Genomic DNA, 14876 nt, shown 5'->3' on the forward strand with positions numbered 1-14876 from the left:
TAGCGCCTTTTGTTATTTAGAACTAACGAATTAATGGATACAATTTTTTGTAGCATTTGCATACAATTTCTAAATAACTGACTAAATTTATTTATGTTATTGTCAATAAGAGAAGCTTATTTCGAGCTTTATATGAATATTGGTAATAGGTGAAATGTTTAAAAAGAATCTACTTGCATCACTTCTACTTAGCTCTTTCGTTGCTCAACCAGCCCTCGCTGATACCACATTAAATATTTATAATTGGTCAGAATATCTTCCTGCAGAATTACTGACTCAATTTACTAAAGAAACTGATATCAAGGTTAACTATTCAACGTTTGAAAGTAATGAAACGATGTATACCAAGATCAAAATGATCGACGGTAAAGGGTATGATTTAGTATTCCCATCTACTTACTATGTTTCCAAAATGGCAGATGAAGGCTTATTAGCCAAACTTGACCATAGTAAAATTACAGCCTTTGCTCAGTTAGATACGACGATTTTAAATCAGCCGTTTGATCCGAATAATCAATATTCTATTCCGTATTTATGGGGTAGTACGGCGTTAGGCTACGACAGTGATGTGGTTGATGGTAAACAAATTACTCAGTGGAAAGATTTATGGAAGCCAGAGTTTAAAGGTAGTGTGTTATTAACCGATGATCCACGTGATGTGTTCGGTATGGCATTGATCATGAATGGACACAGTGTGAATAGCCGTGATGAAACCGAAATTAAACAGGCTTATGAAACGCTTAAAAGCTTAATGCCAAATGTGGCGCTGTTTAATTCAGATGCACCGCATATTCCGTATATAGCTGGTGAAGTTTCAGTCGGTATGCAATGGAATGGTACTGCTGTGCGTGCAGCAAATGAAAATCCAGCGCTCAAATTTGCTTACCCACAAGAAGGCACTATTTTCTGGATGGATAATATTGTGATTCCGGCAGCGAGTGAGCATAAAGATGCTGCTTATCAGTTCATTAATTTCTTATTGAAACCAGAAAATCAAGCTAAGATTGTTACCGAAATTGGTTATGCGACCCCTAATTTAGAATCATTAAATAATCTTCCTGACACTATTCGTAATAGTGATATTATTTTCCCAACCAAAGCCATTAAGCAAAAAGGTCAATTTTTGGCAGATGTTGGTGATGCGACGGCAATCTACCAGCGCTATTGGATGGAGCTGAAGAAATAATGAAAGTTATCTACACTGAAAAACAACGTTTACATCATGTACGTTTTGAATTTTTAAATGGTGAAGCCACCCCATGTTTTGAAAAACCAGAACGTGCAGACATGGTGCTTAATGCATTAAATAGTCATGGTGGTTTCACAATGGTTGAGCCTAATAGCTATGGTGATGCGCCTATGCGTTGGGTACACACGGATGATTACGTTGATTTTCTAGCAAGTTGTTGGGATCAGTGGGTTGAAGCATTTGGTGATGTGCATGATGCCTCACCATACTGTTTTGCACCTGCACGTCATTTACGTAACCGTATTCCTAAAGACATCGAAGGACGTTTAGGTTATTACAGTTTTGATATGACTGCGGCGATCACCGCCGGTTCTTGGAAAGCGATTGTTGCAGCGACTGAATGTGCGTTAACGGGGGTTGATTTAATTAAGCAAGGTGAACACGCCGCGTTTGCGTTATGTCGTCCACCTGGTCACCATGCTGCGCCTGATCTAATGGGCGGTTATTGTTATGCTAACAACGCAGCCATTGCAGCTGAAAGCTTTATTCGTCAAGGCGCGAAGCGCGTTGCAGTACTTGATATTGATTACCACCATGGCAACGGCACTCAAAGTATTTTCTATAATCGCAGTGATGTGTTATTTGCATCGATTCATGGCGATCCTGATTACGATTATCCTCATTACCTTGGCTTTGCCGATGAAGAAGGTGAGGGGGAGGGTCTAGGCTTTAATCTTAATTTACCGTTACCACTACATACAACAGATTGGTCTGTTTATGAACCAGTATTAGCGACGGCATTAGCGCGTATTGCTGAATATCAGCCTGATGCATTAGTGATTTCATTAGGAATGGATACTTTTGCAGATGATCCAATCAGCTATTTTAAATTAATGCGCACTGATTATCGAAATATTGGCTGGATGATTGGTTTATTAAATATTCCGACTTTATTTGTTTTTGAAGGCGGTTATGCGGTTGATGATTTAGGTCATAATACCGTTGCAGTACTTGATGGCTTTAATAAAGCACGAGTGTAGTTATCTATACTGCATAATTAAAAATACATGTGAAATTAAAAGCGATAGCCTGATGGTTATCGCTTTTTTTGTAAGTAATATTTGGTTTTTGAGCGAAGAAATAGATAGATTGCAAATCTAAATGAGAATCATTATTGATATTGCACTTTTTTGTTGTTAGTATAGCGGCACTTTTTTATATCCCTTTTAAGTATTAGTCTTATGTTTTTAGCGCCGTTAGTTTTGGCTCATATGTTGGTAAATAATGACTGTGATGAGTGTTGGCTAAGAGATGAAACTCGAGCAAAGCCTCGAGTAATAGATTTTTTAGTAGATCATAATCAACAGGCTGAAAAATATTTAGCATCATTGTCTAGTGGACAAGAAAAGCTGTTATCAGAGTGGGAAAATATGCCAACTCATAAAGCTGATCAGCCATGGAATAATATTAATGGTCATAAATATAAAATCATTAATAATGGCTATGGTATTTTAGTTACTGACGATGAGCATACTGATAAAGTTATAGTTGATTTTAATCAGCGCGCTAAAAATTATAAATATTATCGACATGGTAATTGGTCGATCAGTCCTGATCTAAAGAAAATTATTATTACTGAAAATACTGTCGGTGATGATAATTATACTGTTACTGTGCTTGACGTTACTAGTGGTAAAGTTATCTATCGTAGTAGCCAAGGTTATAGTGATAATGTTATTTGGGCTAATGATAATAATATTATTATAATCAAAAATAGCCAGTTAACATATAGGCCATATAAAGTTGAATCGATTAACTTAGTAACAACCAAGAAACATGTTCTATTCAATGAAAGCGATCCTAAATGGTTAGTTTCTAGCTATGTAACAACAGATAATAAATTTATTGTTATTCAAAGTAACGATGAAAGTAGTAGTGAACAATACTTAATACCTAGAGATAATATTACTCAAAAAGTATTAGTTAGAGCACGGCTGTCTGGTGTTGAATATTATGTTGATAGCGTTCAAAATCAGCGGTTTATTAAATCAAATAAAGATGGTTCTTTTGCAATTTATCGTGTGGGTAAACATAATGATTGGCTGAAAATCATTGATCCTAAAAGTGATATAGAGCGTTGGTTTATATCTAATAAAAATGTGATTCTTCAAATTAAAGATCAAGGTCAAACCTTTCTTAATAGTTATGATCATGATGGCAATATTTTGTTTTCTAAAAAATTATCTGCTGATGCCAGTGCGGGGTGGTTGGCTAATAATACTGATGCGAATAATAATGTAATTAATATTCGTACTATGGGTTTAAAACAGCCAGCAGCTTGGCAAGCGATTGATATTAATAAAGGTAATCTGGTTAGTAGTTCTGCTGATACCTATCAGAATTTTGATGCTGATAATTATACAGCTAAACAAATTACAGTGATGAATGGTAGTGTTCACGTGCCAGTCTCTTTAATCTTTCGTAATGATAAAGTTTCACCATTATCACCTGTTATACTTTACGGTTATGGATCTTATGGGGTTACAATGAGACCATATTTCATGCCGCAAATTATTTCACTTGCTGATAAAGGCGCTATTTATGCTATAGCGCATGTACGTGGTGGTGGTTTTAATGGTGAAGAGTGGCATAAAGCTGGCTCTGGTATTTATCGTCAAAATAGCATTAGCGACTTCATTGCGGTAGCGAAAAAGATGCAACATTATAGCCCTATACCGTTATTAGCGAATAAGGAGCTTAAGGCTAAGCGTGATATTTTAGCGATAGGAGCAAGTGCTGGTGGTACCTTAGTGGCAGCAGCTATTAATCAACAACCGCAATTATTCACAGCTGCGGTATTACAAGTACCTTTTGTTGATGTGTTAACCAGTATGTCTGATTCATCATTACCGCTAACATCACAACAATACCAAGAATGGGGGAATCCAAATAACGTTCAGCAACGTAAAATTATTGCTGACTATAGTCCATTTGATAATATTAAGTCACAACCTTATCCACCTATATTAGTTCGTAGTGGGCTTTATGATAGCCGAGTACCTTTTTGGGAGGCTGCAAAGTATATTGCGAAAATTAAAAAAAATTCGACAGTAACTAATCCTTATTTATTATTAACTGATTTAAAAGCTGGCCATAATACAGATGGTAAAAAAGCTTTATCTCAGCAAGCAATGGATTATATGTTTTTATTAAATCAATCGTCGCTTAATAAATAATTACCCTTAAAAATAGCTTACAATTAAAGATATTATAATGAAGAAGACAGTGATTGCTGTAGCTATTTCTACGCTTTGTGGAAATGTATATGCAGAAACTAATAACAATATTACAGAATTTTCAGAAGTGTTAGTAACAGCACAAAAAATTGAAAAAACGCCTTATGAAGTTAATGGCTCAGTTACAGTCGTTACTGAACAAGATATGCGTCAACAAGGAGCAACGGAATTATACGATGCTCTTAAAAATGTTGCGGGAGTAAGTGTTAGCGGCGGTGCCGGACGACCACAAAATATTACTATTCGTGGTGTTAGAGGTAATAGAATTAAAATTATTTCTGATGATGTTGAAACTGGTGATGGCTATGGTGCGACAGATCTTAACGATAAAGTTGGACGTAATAGTTTTGATTTAACCGAAGCTAAACAGATAGAAGTTGTAAAAGGTGGTGGTTCATCATTGTATGGCTCAGGTGCATTAGGTGGAATGGTTATAGTTACGACTAAAGATGCAAGTGACTATTTAACGCCAATGAAAGATACCGCTGTTGAGGTAAGTACAAATTATGTTGGTGAAAGTAATAAATACCAAGGTACAGTTAATATTGCTCAACGTATAGGTGATTCTGAACATTTACTTCGTTATAGCCAATGGCGGGGTAATGGCTCAGATAATTATGATCATGCTATTTATAATCGTGATATTGATGGCTTTAATATATCACTAAGTAGTGATTTTTATATTGGTGATCATCAGCAAATTTCAACCAAGTTAAGTCGATATCAAGATAGTATGATTCGTAATGAACAGCTAGGGTTTTTAACTAACGAGTATAATGAAAAAAATGATACGACAACAGATAAATACCAACTGACTTATCTTTATAATGATGCTGGAATGATGTTGTTTGACGATGCTAAAGTAATTGGTTATTACGCTAATACAAATAGTGATCGTAAAAAATATTATTATGAGCATAAGAAAAATAGAAATATTACTGAACATTATTATTATGCTGATCGTGGTGAGTTTAATGAGCAAAAATATGGATTAAAAACGCAGTTCCAACGCAAATTAGAGCGACATAATATTGTGTGGGGTGTGGATACGGCGTATAAAAATCATCGGCGTATTATGGATAAACGAGTTGATTTTAATGGTCATTCAAGCTTAGAACGTAGCCACCCCTTTGCGGATGCTAATACCTACGAAATGGGCTTTTACATCCACGATGATATTAACTGGAATGATTGGGAATTTGGTGCAGGATTGCGTTATGACTATCAGTTAATGCAGCCTCAAAATAAAAGTCAATTTGTTAATGTTGGCCTAAATGGTTTATCAACTTTAGATGACATGACATCTGACGCATTATCACCTTCGTTATCTGTAGCTTATAATTTTAATCAAGATCTTAAGGCTTATCTTAGCTATAACCGTGGTTTTAACGCACCTAATTATGCCAAAGTTTATGGTTATGTACCACATGATGGTATTCCACCATTTGATATTTTACCTAATTATAATTTAGAAGCTGAAACCAGTGATAACTTTGAATTAGGGTTTAAAGCTAGACAAGGTATTTATACGCTAAATGCAGCTGTATTTTATAGTAAATATAATAACTTTATTAGTCCACATAACGATCGTTTCAATGAAGATAACGGGCGTATGGAAGTTCGTTATATTAACGTTGATAAAGTAACGTCATATGGCTTTGAATTAAGCACAAGTGCTGAATTAACAGAAACATTAACGGCATCTGCTGATTTTTCTGTTGTCACGGCGAAGGATGATGAAAGTAATTATATTTCAACGTCATCCCCATGGGAAGGCGGTTTAACGTTAGATTATAGCCAAGATTTTGATGCCTTTGTACGTTGGAATTTTGCTGCCGCGATGAATAAAGTTCCGCAGTGTGGAGATAGTGTCGATCCTTTATCGTGTTCGCGTACATCTGGGTGGGGAACGGTTGATTTAGGTTTTAGTTATGAGCCAATTAATAATCTTAGTGTTAATGCCAATATCAATAATATTTTGAATCATGAATATATTCGTTATCAAGATGTTGCTGGTCTATCGGAATATAACAATAGATATAATACTGAAGCTGGACGTAATTTTAATGTATCTATGAGTTATAAGTTTTAAATAAAGGGATTTACTATGAAAAAAAATATTTTTGCGATGATAATACCATCATTATTATTTACTCCCAGTTTTGTAATCGCAAGTGAACTTTATTTCCCATCTCAACCAGCAGTAATATCATCAGAAGATGATGCTCGTCTGTGGGTCGAATCTCAATATCCATTATTATCTGGTGAACCACTGACTGGACTCGTGTTTGATAAAGAAACCGAGAGTTTAGCGGCAAAACAATATCGATTTTATCAAGATATTGTTAATGGTAAAGCATGTCATAGTACTGTGGTCGTGGATGTGGATAAAAAAACACATCAAGTCATTCAGTTGTTTACGCACTTAAAATCAGTTGATCAATGTACTAATGCAAAACTTGATCAGCGCCAAGTCCAACTTGATATGATGGGCGATCATGCTGATGTTACAGCAGCACGAACAGTTGATGCTGTCGTACAGGTATTCGATCCTGATCCTGTAACACAACTTAAAAGTTCCACTTTAAAATATACACAAGTATTGCCCCAAAGTGTTTATCAGCAGCATGACAATATTGAGGTTACAGAGATCAATGGCGTGCGCTATTTATCGAATAGCCGCGTGCAGATGGTCGATGTTAAAGCATTTGATATTGATGGCGATAATATCCAAGAAGCGGATGTGATAAATAGTCAGCAAGGATTAACAACATCTGTAAATGATTTTATTTATCGTCGTGATATTGCTGATTATGAAGCGGGTGATACTGCATTTTTAAATACCATGGCTTTTTATCATATTGATCAATCTATTCGTTATTTAAATAGTCTTGGTTTTGATCTCTTTTCACAACCAGTACGGGTAGATGCTTTTTTCGGTAATAAAGATAATTCAACGACTTATAGTGCACAGAATCTGATTGTTTTTGGTAATGGTATGTCTGCCGATGCGGAAGATGCCGGTGTTATTTTGCATGAACTGGCACATATGATTAACTATCGTTTAATTAGTAATTGGGAAGAAGGTGATACTGGTGCTATTGGTGAAGGGTTAGGTGATTATTGGGCAGCTTCTTACACTTATAGGAATAATCCATATTATGATATTGATACTGTATTTCGGTGGGATGGTATTAATACTAGTAAAATATCAACACGTACCGTTAATGATAGTGAAGCTAAATATATATCCGGTTTGGAATATCCAGCCCATGTTGTTCGCAATGGATCAAATGTCGATCAGTTATGGTCAACACCTTTATTCTCAACCTTAAAAGCAGCAGTGGCTGAGAAGGGAGATATTGCACATGCAGAAGTTGATAAGATTATATGGGAAGGTATTGCTGCATTAGGTGCTGGAGCGACAATGCCCCAGGCAGCCCAAAGTATTATTCAAGCTGCGCATCTTCTACATCCTCATGATGCTTATTATGCCAAGACATTTAGATTTTATTTTCAACAGCATAATATTTTATCAAATAGTATTGCTTATTACGCACCTCAATTTTTGGAGAAGAACGATAATCATCAATCATTAACAGTTGATGCTTATAATATGACTCATGCGCCTTTAGGTAATGTTGTGATTGATATTAATCCGTCAATAAATGAAGGTTATGATTTTGAGAAATTTAATAACCATCAAGCATTGAAAGTTAATGTTAATTTATCACAAGCTCCACGTTGCGGTGAACGTTTTTGGGTAGATATTAATACCAGTATTAATATTGGAGATTCTCAGAAAGTACAGCAACAGAATACACAGTTACCTTTTGTTATGTGTAAACCAATACTTTCTTTACCAGTAAAGGATGTTAATTCTCTTTTAGTCGATGCAAAGGCTATAAATGATTTAGGTGTGGTTGCTGTAGGTGAAAAAAATATGTCACTTGCCATTAATAGTGAGGACTTACTAAGCGATAACTTTGCTATTTCATTGGATATTGAGCATCCACGTATATCTGATCTTAAAATCAGTATTATTACGCCTGCAGGTGATCAAGAAATACCATTATTAGTTTATGAGAATATTAAGCCAACGCAATTTAAGCGATTATTAATGGCTAAATATAATAATAAATTGAAAGCATTAGTCGGAATACCATTAAAAGGGTTATGGCAATTGAAAATTATTGATCGGGTCCCGGGTGAAAAAGGAAAATTAGTGTCATGGGGAATTGCTAATATTTCAAGTTATCAACAACCGGATTCAAATAAAACCGATTCAAAACATGAGCATAAATCACAATCATTGGTTACTAATAATTCTAAATCAGGAGGTAGTGTTGGCTGGATATCTTGGTTATTAATGGTATCAGCTTTATTTATTCGTCATTTCGGTCATGGTAAAAAGGATTAATTTATGAATTATAAAATATCTATTATTGGGTCTTTTATTGCTTTAGCTTTAGTTGGGTGTAATAGTGGTTCATCTGACTCATCAACTGCAACGACTACTTCTGGTTCGACACAGTTGAACTATAAATTACAAGGTGAGCTCGCGAACAGCTCTGAAATTAGTAATGATATTTCAGTATGTGTCGATCTTGATGGTGATTTGAGTTGTAGCGAGAAAGACATTAATACGGTATCTACACGTGGTGATTTTTCTCTACAGCATAATAATACAGAGTTATTGACACAGGCGATAGTTGTCTCTGCTAAATCTTCTCAAACATCTGAAGAGTTTCGTTTATTAATTCCTGCGGCTAATAATTATCCAGAGCACAGCATACTATCAATAGCGCCTGTATCTACTTTGATTTATGGGTTGATGAATCGAGTTTCATCACCACTATCGTTTTTAGATGCTGTAAATAAAATGACGTTACTATTGCAAAAAACGATCAGTCCACAAATTACAGATCTTAATAATATTGCATTAGGTGATGCAGTTGCTCAGAAAAAATATGAATTGTTTAACCATAATTTAATTCAATATTTTATTGAGCTAAATCGTCTCAATAATCAGAACTATATAACGACGATTAGTCAACTTGGTGAGCATCTTGATGAGTTAGTACCCGCGTTTGTAAGTAATAATGCGCAAGCGATAAAAACAGTAAAAGATAAAATTAGACAGCAACAATTAACAATTGTTGGCAGCAATGATACAGGAGTGACGTCTTATTTAGTTGATGGGAAATTACAGTCATATCCTAGTGAAGAATATCCAGGGCAAGATGCTCAGTATGGTTTAGATCGTGCAGGAGTTAAAGGCTTTAAGCTAATTAAATTAGATAACAAGGGTAATGAGTTACCTCCATCCGCACCGCAGTGGACATGTGTTGAAGATGGTAATACAGGACTTATATGGGAAGTTAAAATTGACGATGTAACGAGCCCGCGTGATAAAAATCGTTTGTTTGCGATCAAGGCATCGGGATATACACCTAATCAGGGTGATATAGCGGCAGCGACTTGTTCCACCGATAGTGATTCATCAATGTGCAATACTCAACAATATGCAAAATATTTAAATCAAAGAGCATTATGTGGCAAAAAAAATTGGCGTTTACCAACAGCATCAGAACAATTTGATTTACTTGATTTAGGTGCCGCTGAAGTACAGCCTAATTTAGGAATAACAAGTGGTATGGATTTATCTTATTTCCCCAATATGATCAAAGGTGATTGGGGCGCGGGTTGGTATTGGAATAGTTCTCGCGCTATTTCATATTATGAAAATGTCCATTTTATTGGACTTGATCAACTTGGTGATACAACGGGTCATACTGATGCTAGTAATCTAATTCTTTGTCCAAAATCTGTTTCTGCGAGTGGAAAGTCTTGTGAGGATGCAAATACATTACCCGTTCGAATGGTCGCAAGTAAGGAATATTAAAATGAAATTAACCAATAAAATGCTAATATTAGTTATTGCGATATTTGCTAATTCTGTTTATGCAGCACCCGATCAAATTTGTTTACAAGGTGTGCCATTAAGTGCACCCAATAGTCGCTATATAATGAACAATAACGGTACTGTTAAAGATATTAAGACGGGATTAACTTGGATGCGTTGTCTCGTTGGTATGCACTGGGATGCGACTGAAAATTCGTGTACAGGTGAACCAATGGTAAATAGTTGGCAGTCTGCACTTATGACAGTCAAAAATATTAATAGCCCATTATCATCACATTATTTACGCCAGTTTGCGGGTATTAAACATTGGCGATTACCAAATATTAAGGAATTACAGTCATTGCAAGAGACATCTTGTTATATTCCAGCGGTTAATCGTATTGCGTTTCCAAATAGTGTAAAGGATGCATATTCTGTTGCAGGAACAGTTTGGTCTGCGACTCCAAGCATGATAGCAGACGAAGCATATATTTTTGGTCTGAGTGATGGGCTTATCTTTAAGCAGGGCGTAAATGCTGCAACTTATAGTAGTTTATTAGTTGCTGAGTAAGAAAAAATAACAAGACGACCTTGTTGGTAGACAGGGTCGTCTTAGTCACTAAAGCGTGATCCCCATATAAACACATAGTTCACGTTTAATACGAATAAATTCAGCTGTAGTGACTTTTTGTGCTTGGTAATCTTTACATTCCTCAAAGTTTATATCATCAACTTCAACTTCTAAAAAGGGCAATTCAGAACTATTGGTAAGTAAATAAAGGGCGCGATTACCGTCAATTTTATAATTTAAATCAAAAGCAACAATCGTTTCCATATTGATATAAATGTTATTTATTTTTAGTGCTTTTTTCATTACAGACATCCTATGTAAAATAACGATGAAGTCACATATTATTTGTGGTTATAAATAGCATATGCTGAGTTTTATATTTTGTATGTAAGAAGTTCTGCAATGAAAGATTGTATTATTCATTAACAGCAATCGCTTGAATTGAATCTTTTTTATGCTGTTTCCTTTCAACTTTTGCTAACCATAATAGTGGTGCTATGATCATAACAGTGCCTATCAGAGTAGTTGTGTCAGGCACTTCGTTGAATAATAAATATCCGACAATGACTGCACCAATTAAACCACTGTATTCGGCACTGGCAATTTTATTACTTTCCACTGCACGGTAAGCAACTACGCAAGTTGCAGCATAGATCAAAATTAATGCGCTAGAGCCTGATGCAGTAATGAGCGGCGACCAATCCCATGGTCTATTCTCCAATAATGCTAATATTAGTGACGCAGGCATGCCGATTAAGTTGGTCAATAATAATGTCTGGGCAACACTTTGTTGTGTTGGTAGTTTACGAATAAATAGGTTATTTATCGCAATGGTTAATGCGACTACTAATGCGCCAAAAGCAGCCCAACTAATGTCTGTTGGACGCACAATGACTAACACGCCAGCAAAGCCAATAATACCAGCACCAATAGAATAACGGCTGAGTTTTTCACCATAAATAATCATTGCCAGCGGAAGCATGATCAAGGGGGCTGCGTAGAAAATAGCATTAGCCGTTGCTAAAGGGAGGGTGCTTAATGAAATCACCATAAAAATCGCACCTAATAACCATACATGAGCTCGCACAAAATGCCATTTTAAGCCGATTAAAAAACTTTGCTTAGTTGCCGTTAAACAAAAGGGCAGTAAGATAATGACTGCTGATAGTTGACGGAAAAACACGAACTGAAATATCGCTGCATCTTTACCCATAGTTTTAATTAAGGCGTCAGAAAGTACCGCTACTAAATTACCAATAATCAAAATGGTCATTGCAAAGCCAACAGAGCGTTTTTTCATTATACCTACCGAAATAAACAAGGTGAGATTGTGGTGCTAGTTGAGCTTGAATAGTGCAAACAATAGCATTGGTGAATTTGCATCTTATGATGAATTTAACGTTATGTATAATGACATAATGTTAACTGGTATAAGTATTTCTAAGAGTTACTAATACTTACCAAGCAATAATGTCGCCATTGTAGCTTAGAAATTGTCCGCTGTTGTGTGGCGTTAATCTTGATAATAATTCCAATAAGCATTGTGCGGTATATTTAGGCGTGAATAATTTGTGTGGGGATACATTGTGTTGAAAAGGCTCAGAAAGAGCACTTGCTGTTGTACCAGGATGAAAAGCGATAACACAACATCGAGGAAGTTTAGGTCGCCATTCAATACTAATGGTTTTAATTGCCATATTAAGGGCCGCTTTAGAGGTTCGGTAACTAATCCAACCACCTAATCTATTATCTTCAATACTGCCGACTTTGGCAGAGATTGTGACAAAATAACTGCGGCGCGAGGCTTTTAGCTGAACCATAAAATGCTTAGCCAGTAACAAGGTTGGTAAGGTGTTAGTTTTTATATTGGTATAGAAAAAATCAGCCTCGAAGTGTTGAATCGACTTTTCTGGTGAATGTGTAGCTGTGTGAAGTATACCCACGGCATTGATCATAAGATCAAGCTGGATGAATTGGGTAGCCAGCGTGGAAATCTCTGTTTCTATAGTTATATCAACGTGATGCCAATGTAGTTGTGGATGTTGATAACGTGGTTGGTGCCGAAAAAATGTTGCATGGATTTGTGCATTAGGTTTAAGAATCAATAATTGTTTGATAATCGCAAGCCCAATGCCTCCAGTTCCACCAATAATTAATGCTTTCATTTGATCCTCCTTGAGATAGTTGCGCATGGTTATTTTAACCATGGCTGCTAAATTTCATTATAGTGAGATTATTTTAAGATTGGATGTATGATAAAATACACAATAATTATCTGTTTGGTTTAATAATTACGCAGTTAAATTCCTTTTAAGAATAAGTGCTTTACAGCCAATTCCGACCACTATAATATACGCTGCATGGAGAGATGGCTGAGTGGTTGAAAGCACCGGTCTTGAAAACCGGCATACGTTTATAGCGTATCTAGGGTTCAAATCCCTATCTCTCCGCCAAATATAAAAAAGCCGCTGTTTTTACAGCGGCTTTTTTACGTCTGAATAAAAGATACGTATTAATAGTGAATTTAAAGCAGGGTTAAATCTCTTTTCCTCTCTCCTTTGATTACTCTGATTTATGTTGATGCTATGTAACTCACGATTCGTCATTAATGATGATGATTTTTAGTTTTTTCGTATTAAGTATCATTATCTATGACTATTATTGCCGATGTTACGTTAGAGCGTAACAATAAGCCTCTAGCATTAAAGAATGAGGTAAAGAGCTGTTTAATGAAGTCATAGGAGGGAGCAGCGATTGCCTCTTATCATATAATGATTCTGAATCAACATTATTGCGAGAAGCATATGATGTTCTTGACCATGATACAGCAGATGAGCGATTAAGTTGTTAGATAAGCTTAGACAACATTTTAAAGAATTGAGCAAAATATAATTAAAGATAAACCGAGTGTAGACTCGGTTTATATCATTTTATTAATTTAACAAGCAATCATGTAATAATTAAGTTAGATAAATAAAAAGCTGGCTTAGCTATATAATAAAAAATTAATATATATTATCGCTTATGATTGTGTTTATGCTTGTGGCAATGTTTACACCAGTGATCATGTTTATAATATCCATGGTGATGATCGGGTAAAAAAACACAACCTTGTAGTAATATTAATGCAGCTATAAGCATACAACAATGTTTGAATAATCTATTCATTGCCACACCTTTTTATTTTATAGGTATGTTTGTGATTGCCGACAAAAACAATAATATGTTGATGGCGACGATAAGCTAAAAATGATTGTTTAAGCCAATGATCTTGGTTACGTCTCTTTAATTTATATTTATCATTTTTTTTATACACGCACTCATATGTTTTTTTCTGTGCTTTAAATATATAATGATAGTGTGACGTTCCTTTAAATGTCAGTTTATTTCTTGGTGTTTCGGTGTAAGCTGCGATAACTGCCCTACAATATTCTTTATTTGAGATTTGCTTTGCCGAAGCTGATAAAGGGGAGAGTAGACATACAAATGCTACAAAAAGTGTCATCATTTTATTCATAGTGATTCTCATTAAATAGTGTGTAGTATGGTTAAGTTAGTTATCAAACCCATAACCATGATTAACAAAGACTTTTCTTCCCGAAATTTTTCCAATGTAGCGTTCTTTATTACCATGTCTGTCTGAATGTCTTAATTGACCGCCTTTAAGAGATATAGGGCTACCATTGTCGGTAGTACCAGTACATATAACATAAGATTTATAGTTCCCTTTCTTTTGAGATAAGAACTTGCACTCAGTATTATCTGTCAAGGTGTAGCCTTCCTGTTCAAAAAGGAAATTGGCTTTTTGAGTCATATAATCATCAGCCCATGTCATTGGATTACTGCAGCCAGTAATAAATGTAGGGATAGCCATAGATAATAAAAATAGGTTCTTTTTTATATTCATATGAGATT

12 protein-coding genes and 1 tRNA gene are annotated in these 14876 nt (G+C 35.4%); 8 read left to right on the top strand and 5 right to left on the bottom strand.

Annotated elements, in window-relative coordinates; all coding sequences use genetic code 11:
* Nucleotides 1-154: 154 nt before the first annotated feature.
* From PPBDW_RS20825 to PPBDW_RS20855, 7 genes are all read left to right on the top strand, one after another.
* The gene (locus PPBDW_RS20825; protein ID WP_036792348.1) at nt 155-1186 is read left to right on the top strand and encodes an extracellular solute-binding protein; all 1032 of its coding nucleotides are present in this window, start codon (nt 155-157) and stop codon (nt 1184-1186) included.
* Entirely contained in the window at nt 1186-2229 is a 1044-nt protein-coding gene (locus PPBDW_RS20830) for a histone deacetylase family protein (RefSeq protein WP_036792350.1), read from the top strand. Before PPBDW_RS20825 ends, PPBDW_RS20830 begins: the two co-directional genes overlap by 1 nt.
* Before the next feature lie 201 nt (nt 2230-2430).
* Entirely contained in the window at nt 2431-4425 is a 1995-nt protein-coding gene (locus PPBDW_RS20835; RefSeq protein WP_036792351.1) for a prolyl oligopeptidase family serine peptidase, read from the top strand.
* Nucleotides 4426-4462: 37 nt separating this feature from the next.
* A complete protein-coding gene (locus PPBDW_RS20840) occupies nt 4463-6577 on the top strand; it encodes a TonB-dependent hemoglobin/transferrin/lactoferrin family receptor (protein ID WP_036792354.1) in 2115 nt (704 codons plus the stop codon).
* Between the two features lie 15 nt (nt 6578-6592).
* Nucleotides 6593-8905 carry a proprotein convertase P-domain-containing protein gene (locus PPBDW_RS20845; protein WP_054262211.1) on the top strand — a complete coding sequence of 771 codons (2313 nt, stop codon included), beginning with the start codon at nt 6593-6595 and terminating at the stop codon, nt 8903-8905.
* Nucleotides 8906-8908: 3 nt separating this feature from the next.
* Nucleotides 8909-10390, top strand: a complete 1482-nt coding sequence (locus tag PPBDW_RS20850) for an Lcl C-terminal domain-containing protein (RefSeq protein WP_036792355.1) — start codon at nt 8909-8911, stop codon at nt 10388-10390.
* 1 nt (nt 10391) lies between these two features.
* Nucleotides 10392-10961 (top strand): Lcl C-terminal domain-containing protein, encoded by a 570-nt coding sequence (locus tag PPBDW_RS20855; RefSeq protein ID WP_036792356.1) that lies wholly within the window; start codon nt 10392-10394, stop codon nt 10959-10961.
* 48 nt (nt 10962-11009) lie between these two features.
* Here the strand turns inward: PPBDW_RS20855 and PPBDW_RS20860 are convergent, their stop codons facing one another.
* From PPBDW_RS20860 to PPBDW_RS20870, 3 genes are all read right to left on the bottom strand, one after another.
* Nucleotides 11010-11264, bottom strand: coding sequence for a hypothetical protein (locus PPBDW_RS20860; protein WP_036792357.1), 255 nt, complete (start codon nt 11262-11264; stop codon nt 11010-11012).
* Between the two features lie 112 nt (nt 11265-11376).
* Complete coding sequence (locus tag PPBDW_RS20865) at nt 11377-12261, bottom strand: DMT family transporter (RefSeq protein ID WP_036792358.1); 885 nt, start codon at nt 12259-12261, stop codon at nt 11377-11379.
* 157 nt (nt 12262-12418) lie between these two features.
* Complete coding sequence (locus PPBDW_RS20870) at nt 12419-13126, bottom strand: SDR family oxidoreductase (protein ID WP_036792361.1); 708 nt, start codon at nt 13124-13126, stop codon at nt 12419-12421.
* 197 nt (nt 13127-13323) lie between these two features.
* Here PPBDW_RS20870 and PPBDW_RS20875 point away from each other — a divergent pair.
* Nucleotides 13324-13414 (top strand) — tRNA-Ser (locus PPBDW_RS20875).
* 707 nt (nt 13415-14121) lie between these two features.
* Here PPBDW_RS20875 and PPBDW_RS20880 read toward each other — a convergent pair.
* Together PPBDW_RS20880 and PPBDW_RS20885 are read right to left on the bottom strand one after the other, a co-directional pair.
* A complete protein-coding gene (locus PPBDW_RS20880; RefSeq protein WP_036792364.1) occupies nt 14122-14478 on the bottom strand; it encodes a hypothetical protein in 357 nt (118 codons plus the stop codon).
* A gap of 36 nt (nt 14479-14514) precedes the next feature.
* Nucleotides 14515-14868 (bottom strand): hypothetical protein, encoded by a 354-nt coding sequence (locus PPBDW_RS20885; RefSeq protein ID WP_054262212.1) that lies wholly within the window; start codon nt 14866-14868, stop codon nt 14515-14517.
* Between the last annotated feature and the right edge of the window lie 8 nt (nt 14869-14876).

Origin of the sequence: Photobacterium kishitanii, assembly GCF_000613045.3 — a bacterium.
Lineage (GTDB): Bacteria > Pseudomonadota > Gammaproteobacteria > Enterobacterales > Vibrionaceae > Photobacterium > Photobacterium kishitanii.